Here is an 18770-nt window from a genome sequence, read left to right as displayed (position 1 = left end):
CTATCTCCTCCATGCCTGTTGATTAAATAAAATAAATAATGGTAAAATTTCTAATCTTCCTGCTAACATAGCAATAATATATGTAACTTTTATTATATCAGATAACTCCTGCATCTGTTCTACACTAAAATAAAAAGGGCCAATATTCCCTAATGCTGAAAAAATACCCGAAAATGCATTCCAAGCAGGCAAGTCAGAAAAGAAGGCCGTTATCCCTCCTCCAATAAATAATAAAAGTAACCAACCAAAAAATAGAGCAACAACTCTAAAGACCTCTTTGTCAGCAATTATACTATCATCTACTACTACAGGCAAGACAGCTCCTTTTGGATAATAAATCTTTTTGATCTCTCGTTTAAATAGCTTATTTAAGATCACTATTCTGATTAATTTAAAACCACCTGATGTAGAACCAACACACGCTCCAGTCAACATCAAAATCAAAAATATCTGTCTAGCTACTGCCGGAAAAAAAGAAGAACCAATATCTTGAGTACCAAAACCGGTCGTCGTTAACAGAGCAATCACTTGAAAAAGGGTTTTTCTAATTGCTTCTTCTAAGGTAGTCCAATCAAAAGGAAAATAAGAATAGTGATTAATCAAGATCAGAGATACTGCCCCAACAATAATTCCCCAAAAATACTTCATCTCTATGCCATCCCATAACTCCCTTAAATCACCTGTTAAAACCTTATAATGGACTAAAAAATTGATCCCACCTAAAGTCATAAAAAAGATAATTACATATTCAATTGCTTTATAATTTTGATAGCCTGCCTCCTTAAAATAGCCAATACTACTATCATATGGAGAAAATCCTCCTGTAGATACTGTAGTTAGACTATGAGCTAGAGCATCAAAAAAAGAAACCCCTAGCAAATAAAGAATAAGAATTTCTACAATCGTAAACCCACCATAAATCAACCATAAAATTCTGATTGTTTTTAAGATATTAGGGGTAGGACGAGATTGATTAATCTTATGACTCTCTGCCGTAAATAACTTAAATAAACCTCCTTGCCCTTTAAATGTAACAAATAAGAAGAAAGTCAAAATCCCTAAACCACCTAACCATTGAATCAAACTACGCCAAAATAAAATGGATCTTGGTAAATTTTCTAAGCCAGTAAAGACAGTAATCCCTGTAGTAGTAAAACCACTTACCGATTCAAAAAATGTATCTATAAAAGAATAATCTAACGCTAAATAAAAAGGAAGTGCCCCTAGTAAAGAAACTATAATCCAACCTAGTGCACAAACTATCATTCCCGTAGTCAGCGATACTCTTTGTTTCTTAGTAGTCAATTTACCAATTAATCCTATAACACAGGACAATAAAGCCGAAATAAGAAATACACTCTCTAACTGTTCTTGATAAATAACACTAACTACAATTGGTATTAAAAGCACACAAGCTAGCACTAATAATAAAGAGCCCAATAAATTAATTACAATTTTCAGTTTATTGATTATTTGCACAACTTCTTCTTCCTCCCCTCAAGCTAAGGTCACCTGTTTTATCTACTCCACGCCTGCTTATTAAATAAAATAAATAGCGGTAAAATCTCTAGTCTTCCTGCTAACATAGCTATAATATAATTAATTTTGATTATATCAGATAAATTCTTTAACTGCTCCACTTCAATATAGGAAGGACCAATAGTCCCTAATGCTGAAAAAATACCTGAAAACGCATTCCAAGCAGGCAAGTCCGAAAATAAAGCTGTTATCAAGCCACCGACCATCAATAAGAACATTCCACTAATAAAGAGAGCAACAACTCTAAAAACCTCTGAATTTGCTAACCTTCCTCCATCAACTACCACTGGTATAACAGCACCTTGAGGATAAGAAATCTTCTTAACTTCCCGCTGAAATAATCTTCCCAAAATTGCTACTCGCATTATCTTAAACCCTCCCGCAGTAGACCCTACGCAACCTCCAATTAACATCAAGATTAAAAAGAACTGCTGGGCCAACGCTGGAAAGAAAGAAGAGCCAATACTTTCAGTAGCATATCCTGTTGTTGTCAATAAAGCAACAACTTGAAATAAACTCTTTCTAACTACCTCCTCTAGTTGCTCCCAGACAAATGGAAAGTACGAATAGTGGCTAACTAAAACCAAAGCTGTTCCTCCTAAGATAAACCCCCAAAAGAGCTTCATCTCTATTCCTGCCCATAATTCCCTGACTTGGCCCGTCAATAATTTATAGTGAACTACAAAGTTCATTCCTCCTAAGAGCATAAAGAGGATAATTACATATTCAATTGCTTTATAATTAGAATATCCTGCTTCTTGAAAATAAGCAATACTATTATCATAATTAGAAAAGCCTCCAGTGGCAACAGTAGTAAATCCATGAACCACTGAATCAAAAAAAGAAACGCCTAATAAATAAAGTGAAATAATCAATAACAAAGTAAAGAAGATATAAATTCCCCATAAGATCTTAATCGTCTTAAAGATATTAGGTACAGGGCGAGATAATTCAATTTTATGAGCTTCAGCTGTAAATAACTGAAATAAGCCAGCTTGGCCCTTAAAAGTAATTACTAAAAAGAAGGTTAAAAAACCAAGCCCACCTAACCACTGCATCAATCCCCGCCAAAAAAGAATTGATCTCGGCAACTCCTCCAAACCAGTAAATACAGTCAAACCAGCTGCTGTAAAACCGCTAACTGCTTCAAATAAACTATTTACATAAGAGTAATCTAGGGCCAAATAAAAAGGAAGAGCTCCTAAGATAGAAATTACAATCCAGCTCAAGCTACAGATCAACATCCCTGTAGTCAATGACAATCTCCCTTCAACAACTCCCCACTTACTGACCAAACCAATCCCAAGAGAGATAAGTGCTGGAATTAAAAAAGCATCTGTCAAACCCTCTTGATAGAATAGATTAATGCTTACTGGGATAAGTAATATCCCACTCAATAAGATTAGCAGAGAGCCAAGTATGTACCTGATAGTTCTAATCTTTTGTTTAAAACTGGTCACAAGACTCTCCCCTCCTTATATCAGTGTACAGTTTACGGTTTACAGTTGACAGTTAACAAAATCACTCTAAAGCTCTAAATATAAAACTTTTATGGTGCTTAAGTTCTTAAAAGCTCTTGATCTTATAACTGTACACTGTACACTGTCAACTGTAAACTATATTGTGGCACAAAAGTGCCACAATATTATAATATAGCAATAAAGTGGCCACTAAGGCCACTTACTTAACTTCTTGATTTAATAAAGAACTCAACAGAACGATCATAAGTCTTTTCTGCCTCTTTTGAGAAGAAACAGCCTGGTAGTTCATCCTTTTGGTTATGATACTTCACACAAGCACAACAGTTTCCTTTTCGGGGACAAGGTTCGTAGGTACAACTACACTCTTCTTTATTGTCCTCTAAACATCCAGCCATTGTAATCACTCCTTAGAGATAGATTTCTATTTAAGATTTCACGATAAATTCCAATTCTCCTCTTTTTGATTACTAGCTAAGATATCTTCAATCTCCTCTTTGCTAAATTGATAATTTTGATTACAAAAATGGCACTTAACCTCTACTTGCTCATCCTCTTTTATAATCTCTCTTAAATCATCTTCACTCAAGCTACTTACTAACCTCTTCATTCTTTCTTGACCACAAACACATTTAAATTCAATCTCTCGTTCTGTCAAAATCTTAAACTCGAATCCTGTTAATAATTTGTCCAATAACTCCTCTGGACTCAACCCCTGTTCGATTAATCTACTGACCGATTCAACCTCGGCCAAATTCTCTTCCAATTGACCGATCGTCTCCTCAGCAGCTTCAGGCATCAACTGAATGATAAATCCACCTGCAGCTTTAACTGAACAATCAGGATTAACCAAAACCCCTAATCCTACTGCTGATGGTGTCTGTTCTGATTTAGTAAAGTAATAGGTCAAATCATCTCCAATCTCTCCTGAAACCAATGGTACGCTCCCCTGATAAGGATCTTTCAAACCTAAATCCTTCTTAATAGTCAAGCTACCTTGTCCAATTGCCTTAGCTACATCTAGTTTACCTAACTCATTTTCCAAAAATTCAATTTGGGAATTAGCTACATAACCTCTAACCGCTCCGTATTGATTGGCATGAGCCACTACCTTCCGCAATGGCCCATCACCTTTGATCGTCAAACTGATCTCTTTACCAGACTTAAGCATCGAACCCATCAATGCACCAGCAGTCAATGTCCTACCTAAAGCTGCAGTGGCTACTGGTGTAGTTTGGTGAGCCTGTTGAGCTTCTTTAACCACCTGCGTGCTTCTAGCTACTAAAACTCTAATTTCCTTATTTGTCGTCATTGCTCTAATTAAATAATCATCTTTCATCTTTATCACCTCATAATTTAAGTATTAAATTTAGATTGGGATTAAGTTAATAGAATTATTAATATTGCTAAAGTCCAACAATAATAAGCAAAGATACTCAATCGCTCTTGATTGATCAACTTAAGTAATAATCTAATCGCAAAGTAACCAGAAACTGCAGAAGTAACAGTCCCTAAGGTCAATTCTAACAGACCGATCTCCCCCATTCCAACCCTTACTAGATCAACCGCCTGAATCAAACTAGCCCCTGCAATTACAGAAATCGATAATAAGAATGAATATCTAGCTGCTAACTTCCGATCTAGCCCTTTAAATAATCCAGTTACAATCGTGGCTCCAGAACGAGAAATGCCAGGTAAAATAGCTACAGCTTGAGCAAATCCTACTACCAGTGCATCACTGAGCTTCATCTCATCTAAATCACGCCGCTTAAGATCAACTCGATCAGATAACCATAATAACAACCCAGTAATCAATAACATAAACCCCACAAAAGTAACTGAGGAAAAGAGCTGTTCAAAAAAATCTTCAAATAAGACCCCAATCACCCCTGCTGGTATTGTCCCAAGCAGAAGATAAAAGGTCAACTTGCGATACTTAGGCTTCAGTTGAACTATTTCTATAATATCAGACCAGAAGACAACTACAACTGAAATCAATGTTCCCAAGTGCAAAAAGACACTCAAGGTCAACCGCTCTTGCACTCCAAACAGATGCTGAAATAAGACCAAATGTCCTGAGCTACTGACAGGGATAAACTCAGTCAACCCCTGCACAATCCCCAAAATTATAATTCTAGCTAATTCCATTTCATCTCTCCTATACCTCTTATATGCTTAAAGCTCTCTTCTTAATTGACACCCGTGTTGATAATAATCCTCCATCACCTGTGAAGGAAGCATACTTCCTCCTGTCGCCCAAGGAATATGAATCGCATCCTCCAGCTTAGCTAAGAGATTATTATCTTTAAGGTATTCTCGACCTGCCTTTTCATTAAGCAATCGAACCGGGCCAACCAATCCTGCTGCAGCAGATGGTTCTAAGCCAATTCCCTCTAACTCAAAGAGATAACTTAACAGAATATACAACTTTTGATCCTCAATCGTATAAATCCCACTCAATAACTCCTCAATCATCTGACCTACAAATGCTGATGCTCTACCGACAGCAAGCCCATCAGCTGCTGTACGATTATCCAAGCCAAAATCTTGAACAGAGACTCGATTATGTTGGCCCGTCAACAGACCTAATAACATACAAGGAGAATGAGTCGGTTCCACAAAAAAGCAATGAACATTATCTTGAAATAATAACTTCAAACCGAAAGCTATCCCTCCTGGCCCACCTCCAACACCACAAGGTAGATAAACAAATAAAGGTTGCTCTGAACTAACTTCTAAATCCATTGCTGCTAACTGCTCCTTTAAACGTAATGCTGCTACAGCATACCCTAAAAAGAGATCAACAGATTGCTCATCATCAACAAAATAACTCTTAGCATCAGCTTCCGCTTGCTTTCTACCTTCCTCTACAGCTTGATTATAATCAGCAGTATGTTCAACAACTTCAACTCCCTGCTCACGTAATAACTTCTTCTTCCACTCTTTAGCATCTATTGACATATGTACCGTTACCTTAAAACCAATTTTAGCACTCATAATCCCAATACTGAGCCCTAAATTACCTGTAGAACCGACTACAATCGAATATTTAGAGAAAAACTCCTTAAATTTATCTGTCGCTAAGATTGAATAATCATCGTCTAAACTCAATAATCCCTCTTCAATAGCCAACTCTTCTGCATGCTTTAAAACTTCATAAATTCCACCTCGAGCCTTAATTGAACCTGCAATCGGTAATTGATTATCACACTTTAATAACAATTCACCAAGCAGCTCTTGCCCACTTATTCTCTCCAGCTTCTTTTTGAAATCAGAAATATTAACTACTGGCGACTCAATAATCCCCTTACTGGGACGTGTTTCGGGAAAGACATGACTCAAATATGGGCCAAAGCGTTTCAACCTTGCTTCAGCTTCCTCAACATCTTTAAGCTCTAAAGAAAGCTTATCTATTACTTCAGAAAAATCTGTGTAATTAGGATTGGCCCACCATACCTCTTCAGTCTCAATTATCTGCTCTAATAATGGATGGTCTGCTTTCCACTCTGTTATACTTTTACCTGCAATTAATCTTTGATTCATTATTGAATTCACTCCTTGGTTTGGTAATTAGTTACTAGTAATTAGTGATTGGTGACTAGAAAGAGCAAAAAAGACAAAAGGTTAAATTCTTACTCAGACTTAGACTCAAACTTAGCCTTATTTATAAGTACAATCCCACCTAGTAGCAAGCCAAAGCCAAGTACTATCAACCAGATTGGTAGCAACTCTACCTCAGTACTGACAGGTTGCTCAGATAATTTAGTAGATAAAACAACGATTAAATTATTAATACTATGCCCAATAATTGCTAATAATAATGAATTAGTCTTAAAATAGATCCAGCCTAAAAATAGACCTAATACAAAAGTTGCAGCTCCTTGCCAAGGATTGAGATGAAGTACAGCAAATAAGAAAGTTGAACCAGTAATTGCTAGCCAAGGCTTATACCTAGTTAAAAAGCCCCGCAGTATAATCCCCCGAAAGATCACTTCTTCAACTACAGGATAGATAATAACTAATGAAAAGAAGACTAAGATAAGATTATTTGCATAAACTCGATTTAAATGTTCAACAAAGTCCTGCTGCAACGGAAAGACAGATTCAACAAGATTAATCACTAATGAATTGACAAGAATAATTCCAACTATAGTCATAAAAATAACTGAATAGAGCTTAAGATCGATTATATTCTCTCCTCTAACCTCTTCCCAAGCGATTTGATACTTCTTTTTAACATACAGAAAACTTAGCAATCCACCTAAACCTGGTGCTAGATAATATTCAAGTGTATAACGAAATAATTCTGCCTGCCATAATCCTGTCAATCCTCCAATAATCCCACCACTGATCCCGATTATAAGTTGAAATATAAAGTAAAGTAGAATTAAGCCCATAGCCTGTAATAATGAAGGATACCCTTTCTCATCTACCATTTAATTCTACTCCTTCCTAAAGGTTATAATCATCCAACTTTAAATTAAAGTATATTACAGCCAAATTGAATGACGGAAACTAGAAAAAAACAACCACTATTAATTACACTTTAGCCTTGGATATCTATGTAAACCTCATGCTCTTAAAATTTTTCTTCTAAGACTATCTATACTCATCTCTCGATTCAAATATTATAATTCTGCCTTAAATAAAACTTTTCCTGCAACTGAATTGATATAAAGTGGCACTTTGCCACTTTATATCAGTTGACAGTGAACAGTTGACGGTTGATAGTTAAAACCATTTAAAACTTAAACCCAAAACCAATCTAAACCTATAATTCTAAAACTTTTCATAGCTCTTAGGATTTTAAGATTTTGATCTTAACTGTAAACTGTAAAACGTAAACTGTTAACTCAATATTGTCGCACTTTTAGTGCCACAATATTGTACTACTCCCCCAATAAAAAAAGAGGGCCAACGCCCCCTAATTTACTCTCTAATTTGTCCATCTCCAAAGATCACAAACTTAGTCGTGGTCAATTGATTGACTCCCATTGGCCCGCGAGCATGAAGTTTTTGAGTACTGATTCCTATCTCAGCTCCTAAGCCAAACTGTCCTCCATCGGTAAAGCGGGTTGAAGCATTGACATAAACAGCAGCTGAATCAACTACATCTAAGAATTGATGAGCTTTAGTATAATTTTCAGTAACAATTGCTTCCGAGTGATTAGTACTATATTGATCAATATGAGCAACTGCCTCCTCAAAATCAGCCACAACCTTAATCGCCAAGGTATAATCTAAAAACTCTGTTGCCCAATCTTCTTCATTAGCAGCCTCAACATCTGCTACAACATCTTGTACCTGCTGACATCCCTTAACCAAAGTATCTCGCTCTCTCAACTCTTCAATCATAGTTGGCAGAAACTCCCCAGCTACATCTTGATGAACTAGTAAAGTCTCCATAGCATTACAGACACCTGTCCGCTGTGTTTTAGCATTAATTACAATCTCCTCTGCCATTTCTAAATCAGCTTCAGCATCAATATATGTATGGCAATTACCTACCCCAGTCTCAATTACCGGTACAGTTGAATTATTAACAACTGCTTGAATCAGCCCTGCTCCACCACGTGGGATCAAGACATCAAGATAATCATTTAATTTAAACATTACCTGAACTGCTTCTCGATCAGTCGTTTCAACTAACTGAATTGAACCTTCTGGTAACCCTGCCTGACAAGCTGCATCAGAAATAATATCAACCAAAGCTTGATTGGAGTTGATTGCATTTGAACCACCACGTAATAAAACTGTATTTCCTGCCTTCAAGCATAAACCTGCTGCATCAACAGTCACATTAGGTCGTGCCTCATAAATGATCCCAATCACACCTAATGGTACTTGAATCTTACCAACCTTTAAGCCATTTGGTCGTTGCTTCATCTCGAGCATTTCACCAATTGGATCATCAAATTGAGCAACCTCACGCAACCCTTGTGCCATTCCTAAGATTCGATCTTCAGTCAATAACAATCGATCTAGTAAAGACTCTGATAGTCCATTTTCTCTTCCTACTTGCATGTCCTTTTTATTTGCAGCCAAAATCATCTCTTGCTTATTCTCTAACGCATCAGCCATCTGTAACAAAGCTTGATTTTTATAAACAGAACTTAAATTAGCCAACTCTTTTGCTGCCTTTTTAGCTTGCTTAGCCTTTTGAGTCACATTCTCTTTAATACTCATCTTATAATCCCCCTCCTTAAAATTCAGTTAATAACGAATAACTAATAGTAAATAGTTAAGTTCAAAATCATTTAGTGCTAAACAATATTATATTACTCTTCAACTCACAACGCTATGTTAAAATTTGGCCCTTGATTTTTAACTGTCAATTATCAATTATCAACTGTAAATTGCCTTTATAAGCGAACTAGGTTATTACGATGAATTATCTCATCATAATCTTGATAACCCAACTTCTCTTTTATCTCACTAGAGTGTAAGCCTTTGATCTTTTCAACCTCACTTTGAGAATAATTTACCAATCCTCGGGCCAACCGATTTCCAGCCTCATCAACTAGATCGACTACATCTCCAGCCTTGAATCTACCTGTCGCCCTAACTACCCCACAAGGTAATAAACTACTCCCTTGCTCATCAATAGCCTTGGCCGCTCCAGAATCGATAATAATATCTCCTTGAACATCTAAGTTAAAAGCAATCCACTTTTCTCGACTGGCCAGGCCTTGTTGGGGTGAAAATAAAGTACCTTTCTCTTGACCACTACTAATCTGAGATAAGATTTGATCCTCACTACCATTAGCTATCACCAAAGAAATACCTGCTTTAGTTGCAATTTTGGCTGCTCTAATCTTTGTTACCATCCCCCCAGTCCCTCGTTCGGTACCGGCTGTTCCTGCTAGATCCTCAATCTGCTTTGAAATCTTTTCAACCTGACTGATCATCTCAGCTTCAGGATTAGAACGCGGATCAGCAGTATATAAACCATCAATATCAGATAAAACAACCAACAAATCTGCATCAACCAAGCCACTTACTAATGCTGATAAAGTATCATTATCACCAAACTTAATCTCATTAACAGCTATTGTATCATTTTCATTGACAATTGGAATTACATCATATTCTAGTAATTGATTTAGCGTATTACGTGAATTTAAATATCTTTTTCTATCTGTAAGATCCTTTTGAGTCAATAAAACTTGAGCCACTTGTTGATCATATTCACTGAATAACTTCTGATAAGTCTTCATTAATAATCCTTGACCAATCGCTGCTAGAGCCTGCTTCTGGGGAATTGTTTCAGGAGAATGTTCAAGATTTAATCCCCCTACTCCAGCAGCAATCGCCCCTGAACTAACTAATATAACTTCTTTTCCTTGATGTTTAAGGTCAACAACATCTCTAATTAACTTTTCAATTCGATTCAAATTTAATTTGGAATTCTGATAAGTTAAGGTACTACTACCTATCTTAACCACAATTCGCTCACTATCCACAATCTCTTTTCTCATCTTCTTCACCTAACCTTCAGTTAAGTTAAATCATACTATTAATGTAAATTATACTTATTTTCTTCTTGATTCTTACGATACAAAACAAATACATTACCTATAATCTGTACAACATCAGCATTAACTTGTTCAGCTAATTCATAAGCTGCTTCCTGTGAAGTATACATAGAATTATTCAAGGTTCTTAATTTGATTAATTCTCTTGCTTTTAAAGCATCTTCAACCTGTTTAACTAAATTTTCAGAAATACCATCTTTCCCAACTTGGAATAATGGATTCATTTCATTTGCCTCTCCTCGTAAATAACTTCGCTCTTTTCCTGTTAACATTTTTTCAGCTCCCTATACTAAGTTTAATTGTAAATTTTTTATTGAAATTATCCCTCGCGATACTCAAATTGTAAACCATCTATATCTACAGTCATTCCTTCTTTTATTCCGGCTTCCTGTAAAGCATCTTCTACTCCCATCTTCTCAAATGTCTTAATTAGATAACGCAGACCTTCTTCTGTACTCAAATCTGCCATCGCTATTTTACGTTCAATCTCATCACCAGTTACTTTAAAGGTATCGTTAACCCTTTCCACTTCAAAATCTTGCTCAATTTCACCTGGTTGAGGGCCACGAATAATAACTTCTTCCTCAACCTCCTCAACTGCAAAGAAGTCAGGTGCTTCCTTGACTAATTTATTTATTTCAGCAACCAACTCATCAACTCCTGTCCCAGTAACTGCTGAGATTGGAATCACTTGATAGCCCATCTCTTCTAGTTTGGGCTTGATTTCAGCCAGATTCTTTTCAGCTTGAGGTAAATCCATCTTATTAGCTACTACCAACTGCTCTCTATCCAATAAATCAGGATTAAATTCTTTCAATTCATGATTTATCTTTTCAAAATCTTCTAATGGGTCCCGTCCTTCTATCCCAGAAATATCTAAAATATGAACTATTACTTTTGTCCGTTCAATATGACGTAAAAAGTCATCTCCTAATCCAACCCCTTGGTGAGCTCCTTCAATCAATCCAGGAATATCAGCCATCACAAAGGTATCATAATCACCGACTTTAACTACTCCTAAGTTAGGCTTTAACGTCGTAAAATGGTAAGCTCCAATCTCTGGTTTAGCTGCTGATACTCTAGAGATCAAAGTAGACTTACCAACACTAGGATAACCCACTAATCCTACATCTGCCAATAACTTAAGCTCCAACTTTAACTCTTTACTCTCACCAGGCTCTCCATTTTCAGAAAATCTAGGCGCCTGTTTAGTAGATGACTTAAATCGTGTATTTCCGCGTCCACCACGTCCACCTTTTGCAACAACAACCTTTTGTCCATCATCTATTAAATCAGCAATTGTCTCTCCAGTTTCAACATCGATTACTGTAGTTCCAGGAGGTACAAAAACTACTAAATCATCTCCATCTTTACCATGTTGCTTCTTGCTTCCTCCTCTTTCACCACTCTCAGCTTCATACTTATTTCGCTCTCTAAAATCTAATAAGGTATTAAGCCCTTCATCAACTTTAAAAATAACGTCTCCACCATGGCCACCATCTCCACCATCTGGTCCTCCAGCTGAGACAAATTTTTCTCGACGGAAACTGGTCATCCCATCCCCACCATCGCCACCTTTAACTTCAATCTTGACTTCATCAACAAACATTATTACCAACCCCTATAAATATCAAATCATCAACTAAAATTTTTATGACCTTGATTTTCTAACCACTAAGTACTTATCACTATCATATATATCTTTTCCTAAAAAAACAATTTTATTAAATTATTATAACATAAATTTAGATAAAAATCATTACTTGTTCACTACTAACCAAACTAGCTAGCTTTATATCAATAGTAATCAGGAATCAGAAATCAGTAAGCAGTAAGCAGCAATTTCAAAACCATTTAATTCAAGAACTCTTAAGGAACTTGACCTTATGGTTTTACTGACAACTGATTACTGATAGCTGTTCACTATAAACTATATAAGAAAATATAAAAACTCCCAGTAAATACTGGGAGTTTTTTGGGCTATTAAGCCATTGCTTGAATTTGATCTTCAGTATAAACATTAACCTCTCGCTTGTTTCGTCCCTTTCGATCAAATGATACATAACCATCTACTTTAGTAAATAGAGTGTCATCTCCACCCCGACCTACATTCAATCCAGGATGGAATTTAGTACCACGTTGTCGAACAATAATACTACCTGCACTAATATATTGTCCATCGTGGCTCTTTACTCCCAGTCGCTTAGAAATACTGTCACGACCATTTTTAGAGCTACCAACTCCCTTTTTATTAGCAAACAATTGTAAGTTCATTTTAATCATTTCTTCCACCCCCTTCTATAGTTCAGTTAATAGTTAATAATGAAAAGTGAATAGTTAAAGTTCAAGACCTTTAAGTTTTATCTATTCACTGATTTTTCATGTTCACTGATCTTATTTCGATATATTCCGAATAGCTCTTTTCTGTCTCTTCTAATCCTGCCACCATTGTTTCCAAAATAGCCTTGACTTCAACATCTTGAGCCATCTTAGAATCAATCTTGCAACTTAACCAACCATCTTTTACTTCAACCTCAGGAGTTAACTCTAAATAGTTAGTCAATCCGAAGACAGCAGTCTGTAAAATTGCTGAAACGGCTGCACAGATAATATCCTCTCCTGAGGGAGCATAATCAGCATGTCCTTCAACGAAGAACTCAACAATATTTCCAGCTTGATTGCGTTCAATATTGATGACAATCATTATGCTTTAATGCTATCAATCTTTATTTTAGTATATGGCTGTCGGTGACCAGTCTTTTTCCGATAATTATTCTTAGGCTTATACTTAAAAACGATTATTTTATCACCTTTAGTTTGAGCAACAACCTTAGCAGTTACAGTAGCATCTTCTACAGTTGGTTGACCAACTGTTAAACCATCAGCAGTTGATACAGCTTTGATTTGATCAAATTCTACTGTTTCGCCTGGTTCTAAATCTAATTTTTCAATATACACTTCTTGACCTTCTTCAACTTTATATTGCTTTCCGCCTGTTTCAATAATTGCGTACATATCATTAACACCTCCTCTACCTCAGACTCGCCGGTAACTAGGTAATCTCTTTACTGGAGATTTTAGACCCGCACCGTGCGGTTTTGGTAGTGGCTAAAACAAACCACTTACGAGTATGAATTCTAACATAAAAACTTAAATCTGTCAAGCAGAGTTCAATTTAAGAGCAATAATTAATTATTAACTTCTATAATCTTTGCTTGAGCATAAGTTTTAGTGACCTTTGTGATCTCAACTCGAACTCTCTTACCTACATTACTTCCTCCATTTTTAATATCAATAATGTACCCTTTTAATCGAGCAATACCATCTTGAGAGCGAAATAAATGTCGTTCTTCAATCTCTAAAACTAACTCATCTCCAACTTCAACTGGTAAAGCTAATTTTTCAATCTCTTCTCTTGAACCCATTTTTAAAATATCTATCGTTTCTAAATGCAGTTCTGGATTACCTTTAATATAGATGTTTTTCTTTAATCTTTTTTCTAACTTTTCTAAATTCTTACCACCTAAACCGATCAACTTAGCAGCAATATTAGGATGTACTTCTAGTAAGATAGCTTCCTTTTTCTTCTTCCACAATACTTCTCTAATTTTACGAATTGCTTGTAAGACAATTGTATCTTCTGATAATATCTTTCCAGTTCCTTGGCAATAGGAGCAATCTTGCTGTAAAAACTGACCAATTCTTTCCTTTTCCTTTTTGCGTGTCATCTCTACTAATCCTAATTTTGTCAACCCTAAAATATTGGTCTTAGTTTTATCATGGGCCAACTTATTTTTTAAAACCTGTAAGACTTTATCTTGATCTTGACTACTTTTCATATCTATAAAATCAATAATAATGATTCCACCAATATCTCTTAACCGCAGTTGCTTACTAATCTCCCGCGCTGCTTCAATATTTGTCTTTAAGATTGTCTGTTGTAAATTATCTTTTCCTACATATTTTCCTGTATTGACATCAACAGCAGTTAAGGCTTCAGTAGTATCAATCGTAATATATCCACCACAATTTAACCAAACCTTCCGTTCTAATAAACTCTCTATCTCTTCTTCAATATCATAATGATCAAAAATAGGTTTAGGGTGATTATAGTAATAGATTTTTGATTTTAATTGAGGGGAAGTATAGTCAATTAATCCCTCTACTTGATAATAATCTTCCTTCGTATCTAAAATAAATTTATCAATCCGATCACTAAACTTATCTCTAACTACCTGCTTGATTAAATTCAAATCCTGATGTATCAACTGTGGTGCACTAGATTTTTTAGCTTTCTTATGTATATCATCCCAAATTTTAAGCAAAAAATTAAGATCTCGTTTAATTTCTTGATCAGATTTGTAAGCTGCTACAGTCCTAACAATAATCCCTCTATCATTAGGTACAATATCTTGAGCTAATTGACGTAATCTCTTTCTTTCTTCTTCATCATCAATTCTTCTAGAAACCCCAACGTGGTTTACATAATTTAATAAAACTACATACCGACCTGGAATATTTAACTTACAAGTGCCACGCGGCCCTTTAGAACCTAGTGACTCTTTGGCAATTTGAATTAAGATCTCTTGACCAGGCTCTAATAATTCTTCAATTCTTTTTTTATTTGATGAGGGATATATATCCTTAACATGTACAAAGACATTCTTTTCTAAACCTACATCTACAAAAGCCGATTGCATCCCGGGAAGGACATTTTCAACTTGACCTAAATAAATATTTCCTACTATTTGTTGGGAAAAATCCCTTTCAAATAAAATCTCTACTAATTTCCTGTTTTCTAAAATAGCGACACGGGTCTCTAAACCCTGAGCGTTAACTACTATCTCCTTTCCCACGGTATCCTTCCTTTCTTGCACTATAAATTATTTAATAATTTGCAATAAATTATTCTAACCTCTTAAGGTAGCCAATTTGAAATCATAGTTATAATTATTTTACCATAACTTTTCTAAACTATGCTCATCCAATAAAAACATATTAATCTTCTTCATTCAATAAGCTTTTAATCGATAAATCTAACCCTTCCTCAATCAATGCATTGATCAATTTATCTTCTGTAACCGATCCTAAAATGTTTAAATCAGAATCAACTACCAAAATAACATTAAAACGATTAGGTACTAATCGTTCAATGATATCTTTAAGAGGCGTATGCTGTTCAGTGACCAATTGTTCAACAGCTACTACTTTTTCAGTTAAAAACTTCTCTTTCTTCTTGGCAATATATTCCATTAATAAATAAGGGGTATACTCTTTTTCTTTTAAGGCAATAAAATAAATAAAAAAAGAAATTATTAATAACATAATATTAACCTTACCTAAATAAATTCCTATAATTGCTATAATTGCAACACCGATAGCTATAATTTTACTTAAATATAATACCTGATAGGTTGCTTTTTTAAATCCAATTTGGGTTGTCAATTTGGCCCGTAAGACTCGCCCACCATCCAAAGGTAAAGCAGGTATCAAATTAAATAATCCAATTGTCAGGTTTAATCTAATTAAAAAAAGCCCCCACTTTAATAAAATAATTTCATATCTAATTAGCAATAAGATTACTAAAACCAACAATAAATTAAATACTGGCCCTGCTAATGCTATTTTGATTTCACTTGCTGGCTTTAATTGAATTAAATTAGCAAATTTAACGACACCACCAAAAGGCAACAACTCAACCTCATTAACCTTAACTCCTTCACTAACTGCAACTACTGAATGGGCCAACTCATGCAATAAAACAATTAAAAAGGTCAAGGATGCTTCAGTAAATAATCCCGAAATAGAAAACAAGAATAAAACTACCAAAAACAATAAATTTAATTTAAATTTTACCCCTTTTATTTTGAACAACTTATTGCCACCTTCTTTCATTATATAATAACTATTAGTGACAATAAATTAATATGCTATTTTGCCAAGTTGGTCATTTAAACTAAAATAATATCTTCTTTCTTCTCATATTAATATTGATAATTAAACCTACTGCTAATAAACTAGTAATCATTGAACTTCCTCCATAACTTAAAAAAGGTAAAGGAATTCCTGTCACAGGCATAATCCCAATTGTCATTCCTACATTCTCTAAAATATGGAAGGCAAACATCGCTAAAATCCCTACTACAACCAATCTACCGAACTCATCCTTAGCTTCTTCAGCAACCTTAATTCCCCGCCATAAAAGAATAAAATAACAGAACAAGACAGCTCCTGCTCCTACAAAACCTAATTCTTCACCTAAGACAGAAAATATAAAATCAGTATGCCGTTCTGGTAAGAATCTAAGTTGATTTTGACTCCCCCCAAATAATCCTGTCCCCCATAACTGCCCTGAACCAATTGCAATTTGAGATTGAATCAGATTATAACCTGAACCCAATGGATCAAAATGAGGATCAACAAAGACAAGCAATCTATTTAATTGATAAGTTTGCAAGGGAATAGGAACATCCCAATGAAGATGAGCAGTTATCCAGCCAATACTAGTGGTTAAAATACTTGCACCAACCCCCACTAATAATTTAGAATTAACTCCAGCAATATAGATCATTCCCACAAAAGTAGCCACTACAACTAAAGAAGTTCCTAAGTCATTTTGGGCTAAGATCAATAAAATCGGAATAGCCACATGGATAATCGGAACAATTAAACCCTTAATTTGACTGACATCATAATCTTCTTTGGCTAACAGATCAGCTAAAGTGATGATTACAGCCAACTTAGCTAGTTCCGAGGGTTGAAAACTGAGTGGTCCAAGTCTAATCCAGCGTTGGCCCCCACTAATACTTTGGCCCAACACTAAAACAGATAATAACATCAAAATATTACCAACATAAATTACTGTAGAATAATTCCGTAAAACTCTATAATCAAAAAATAGACTGATTATTAAACCTACAGACCCAATTAAAATTGAAGCACCATGCCTTTGTAAGAAAGGATTTTCCAAAAAAGCAGTGCCATTGATAAAAGTAGCACTTCTAATCAAAGTAACTCCAATAATAACTAATACTACAACAGTTAAGGGAATTAAATAGTCAATCTGTTTTATTAATTTATTCACAAAACCTTTCACTCCTTCTTGAATTAATGGAGTAGTCAATTTTAATTTATTAATTTTATCTCTTTTTTAATTGCTTAACAGGAATATTGGCTACTAATGCCACAGAATTTTCCTGTCTATCTAATTCCATCTCCAAACCATCCTTATCAATTTCTAAATATTTAGAAATTACTTGGATCAACTCTTCTTTCATATCTTCAATCACTTCTGGTGAAACACCCATTCGATCATGAACTAAGACTAGTCTCAGTCGTTCTTTTGCCAAATCTTTACTCTGTAGCTCATCTTTATTGAACATCCCTTTCATTAAATCTATCACACTTTAATCCTCCCCCATTCTATTTTAAACCAACAAATCGCTTCAAACGGTCAACAACCCCTTCTTCTAAAGAAATTAGTGGAATATCTTCTCCTTCTAATCGTCTAGTAATATTCCAAAAAGCTTCTCCTGCTTGAGCATCCTCAGTTAAAACAATTGGTTCTCCAGTATTAGTAGAAACTACAATATTTTCATCTTCTGGGACAATTCCTAATAGTTGAATAGCTAAAATTTCAACCATATCCTCAATATTCATCATATCTCCTCGTCTCATCATATCAACTCTAACTCGATTAATAATCAATTCAGGGTTAGACAACCCTTCAGCCTCTAACATACCAATAATTCTATCTGCATCTCTTACCGCTGCCACTTCAGGAGTAGTCACTACAATTGCTTCATCTGCTCCTTCAATTGCATTTTTAAAACCTTGTTCTATTCCTGCTGGAGAATCTATAATTACATAGTCAAAATCTTTTTTTAACTGAGTAATCAATTCCCCCATCTGCTTCGGACTGACAGCAGTTTTATCTCGAGTTTGAGCAGCTGGTAACAAACATAAACTACTATATCTTTTATCTTTGATTAAAGCCTGTTCCTGCCTACATTTTTTTTCTACTACATCTACAATATCATAAACAATCCTATTTTCCAATCCCAAAACTACATCCAAATTACGCAAACCAATATCAGCATCTATCAAAGCCACTTTTTTTCCTAATTTAGCCAAACCTGTTCCTAAATTAGCAACAGTTGTAGTCTTTCCTACTCCACCTTTGCCTGATGTAACTACATATACCTTGCCATCCACTAAA

Annotated in this window: 19 protein-coding genes; all 19 read right to left on the bottom strand. The window is 35.2% G+C overall.

Going from position 1 to position 18770, the window contains the following annotated elements:
* Window positions 1-1479: a TrkH family potassium uptake protein gene (locus MWH28_RS00745; RefSeq protein WP_248617348.1), complete on the bottom strand. Its 1479-nt coding sequence runs from the start codon at window positions 1477-1479 to the stop codon at window positions 1-3.
* A gap of 38 nt (window positions 1480-1517) precedes the next feature.
* Window positions 1518-2999: a TrkH family potassium uptake protein gene (locus MWH28_RS00740; protein ID WP_248617347.1), complete on the bottom strand. Its 1482-nt coding sequence runs from the start codon at window positions 2997-2999 to the stop codon at window positions 1518-1520.
* A 224-nt stretch (window positions 3000-3223) separates the two neighbouring features.
* Window positions 3224-3415, bottom strand: coding sequence for a DUF6485 family protein (locus tag MWH28_RS00735; protein WP_248617346.1), 192 nt, complete (start codon window positions 3413-3415; stop codon window positions 3224-3226).
* A 38-nt stretch (window positions 3416-3453) separates the two neighbouring features.
* Window positions 3454-4356, bottom strand: coding sequence for an Hsp33 family molecular chaperone HslO (hslO, locus tag MWH28_RS00730; RefSeq protein ID WP_248617345.1), 903 nt, complete (start codon window positions 4354-4356; stop codon window positions 3454-3456).
* Window positions 4357-4397: 41 nt separating this feature from the next.
* On the bottom strand, window positions 4398-5165 hold the full coding sequence (locus MWH28_RS00725) for an undecaprenyl-diphosphate phosphatase (protein WP_248617344.1): 768 nt from the start codon (window positions 5163-5165) through the stop codon (window positions 4398-4400).
* A 27-nt stretch (window positions 5166-5192) separates the two neighbouring features.
* A complete protein-coding gene (dsdA, locus tag MWH28_RS00720) occupies window positions 5193-6560 on the bottom strand; it encodes a D-serine ammonia-lyase (RefSeq protein ID WP_248617343.1) in 1368 nt (455 codons plus the stop codon).
* 89 nt (window positions 6561-6649) lie between these two features.
* Complete coding sequence (locus tag MWH28_RS00715) at window positions 6650-7453, bottom strand: CPBP family intramembrane glutamic endopeptidase (protein WP_248617342.1); 804 nt, start codon at window positions 7451-7453, stop codon at window positions 6650-6652.
* Window positions 7454-7946: 493 nt separating this feature from the next.
* The gene (locus MWH28_RS00710) at window positions 7947-9203 is read right to left on the bottom strand and encodes a glutamate-5-semialdehyde dehydrogenase (protein ID WP_248617341.1); all 1257 of its coding nucleotides are present in this window, start codon (window positions 9201-9203) and stop codon (window positions 7947-7949) included.
* Between the two features lie 176 nt (window positions 9204-9379).
* On the bottom strand, window positions 9380-10495 hold the full coding sequence (proB, locus tag MWH28_RS00705; protein ID WP_248617446.1) for a glutamate 5-kinase: 1116 nt from the start codon (window positions 10493-10495) through the stop codon (window positions 9380-9382).
* A 38-nt stretch (window positions 10496-10533) separates the two neighbouring features.
* Complete coding sequence (gene yhbY, locus MWH28_RS00700) at window positions 10534-10824, bottom strand: ribosome assembly RNA-binding protein YhbY (protein ID WP_248617340.1); 291 nt, start codon at window positions 10822-10824, stop codon at window positions 10534-10536.
* 47 nt (window positions 10825-10871) lie between these two features.
* On the bottom strand, window positions 10872-12161 hold the full coding sequence (obgE, locus tag MWH28_RS00695) for a GTPase ObgE (protein ID WP_248617339.1): 1290 nt from the start codon (window positions 12159-12161) through the stop codon (window positions 10872-10874).
* Window positions 12162-12535: 374 nt separating this feature from the next.
* Window positions 12536-12835 (bottom strand): 50S ribosomal protein L27, encoded by a 300-nt coding sequence (gene rpmA, locus MWH28_RS00690; RefSeq protein WP_248617338.1) that lies wholly within the window; start codon window positions 12833-12835, stop codon window positions 12536-12538.
* Between the two features lie 85 nt (window positions 12836-12920).
* Window positions 12921-13256, bottom strand: a complete 336-nt coding sequence (locus MWH28_RS00685; protein WP_248617337.1) for a ribosomal-processing cysteine protease Prp — start codon at window positions 13254-13256, stop codon at window positions 12921-12923.
* Window positions 13256-13567 carry a 50S ribosomal protein L21 gene (rplU, locus tag MWH28_RS00680; RefSeq protein ID WP_248617336.1) on the bottom strand — a complete coding sequence of 104 codons (312 nt, stop codon included), beginning with the start codon at window positions 13565-13567 and terminating at the stop codon, window positions 13256-13258. The genes MWH28_RS00685 and rplU overlap by 1 nt, the downstream gene beginning before the upstream one ends.
* Window positions 13568-13740: 173 nt before the next feature.
* The gene (locus tag MWH28_RS00675) at window positions 13741-15408 is read right to left on the bottom strand and encodes an Rne/Rng family ribonuclease (protein ID WP_248617335.1); all 1668 of its coding nucleotides are present in this window, start codon (window positions 15406-15408) and stop codon (window positions 13741-13743) included.
* A 142-nt stretch (window positions 15409-15550) separates the two neighbouring features.
* A complete protein-coding gene (locus tag MWH28_RS00670; RefSeq protein WP_248617334.1) occupies window positions 15551-16426 on the bottom strand; it encodes a site-2 protease family protein in 876 nt (291 codons plus the stop codon).
* 82 nt (window positions 16427-16508) lie between these two features.
* Window positions 16509-17636, bottom strand: a complete 1128-nt coding sequence (gene rodA, locus MWH28_RS00665; RefSeq protein WP_248617333.1) for a rod shape-determining protein RodA — start codon at window positions 17634-17636, stop codon at window positions 16509-16511.
* Between the two features lie 55 nt (window positions 17637-17691).
* Window positions 17692-17955, bottom strand: coding sequence for a cell division topological specificity factor MinE (gene minE, locus MWH28_RS00660; protein WP_248617332.1), 264 nt, complete (start codon window positions 17953-17955; stop codon window positions 17692-17694).
* A gap of 19 nt (window positions 17956-17974) precedes the next feature.
* Window positions 17975-18766 carry a septum site-determining protein MinD gene (gene minD / locus MWH28_RS00655; protein WP_248617331.1) on the bottom strand — a complete coding sequence of 264 codons (792 nt, stop codon included), beginning with the start codon at window positions 18764-18766 and terminating at the stop codon, window positions 17975-17977.
* Between the last annotated feature and the right edge of the window lie 4 nt (window positions 18767-18770).

This window comes from Natroniella sulfidigena (assembly GCF_023223645.1).
Classification (GTDB): Bacteria; Bacillota; Halanaerobiia; order Halobacteroidales; family Halobacteroidaceae; genus Natroniella; species Natroniella sulfidigena.
The sequence above is the reverse complement of the archived record's forward strand: the minus strand, read 5'-3'. Positions and strand labels throughout refer to the sequence as shown.

Excerpts from the sequence above, each read along its gene's own strand:
- rplU (WP_248617336.1), bottom strand. The coding sequence starts at position 13,567 with ATGTACGCAATTATTGAAACAGGCGGAAAGCAATATAAAGTTGAAGAA.
- dsdA (WP_248617343.1), bottom strand. The coding sequence starts at position 6,560 with ATGAATCAAAGATTAATTGCAGGTAAAAGTATAACAGAGTGGAAAGCA.
- hslO (WP_248617345.1), bottom strand. The coding sequence starts at position 4,356 with ATGAAAGATGATTATTTAATTAGAGCAATGACGACAAATAAGGAAATT.
- MWH28_RS00725 (WP_248617344.1), bottom strand. The coding sequence starts at position 5,165 with ATGGAATTAGCTAGAATTATAATTTTGGGGATTGTGCAGGGGTTGACT.
- MWH28_RS00735 (WP_248617346.1), bottom strand. The coding sequence starts at position 3,415 with ATGGCTGGATGTTTAGAGGACAATAAAGAAGAGTGTAGTTGTACCTAC.
- obgE (WP_248617339.1), bottom strand. The coding sequence starts at position 12,161 with ATGTTTGTTGATGAAGTCAAGATTGAAGTTAAAGGTGGCGATGGTGGG.
- MWH28_RS00710 (WP_248617341.1), bottom strand. The coding sequence starts at position 9,203 with ATGAGTATTAAAGAGAATGTGACTCAAAAGGCTAAGCAAGCTAAAAAG.
- MWH28_RS00685 (WP_248617337.1), bottom strand. The coding sequence starts at position 13,256 with ATGATTGTCATCAATATTGAACGCAATCAAGCTGGAAATATTGTTGAG.
- MWH28_RS00715 (WP_248617342.1), bottom strand. The coding sequence starts at position 7,453 with ATGGTAGATGAGAAAGGGTATCCTTCATTATTACAGGCTATGGGCTTA.
- rpmA (WP_248617338.1), bottom strand. The coding sequence starts at position 12,835 with ATGATTAAAATGAACTTACAATTGTTTGCTAATAAAAAGGGAGTTGGT.
- proB (WP_248617446.1), bottom strand. The coding sequence starts at position 10,495 with ATGAGAAAAGAGATTGTGGATAGTGAGCGAATTGTGGTTAAGATAGGT.
- yhbY (WP_248617340.1), bottom strand. The coding sequence starts at position 10,824 with ATGTTAACAGGAAAAGAGCGAAGTTATTTACGAGGAGAGGCAAATGAA.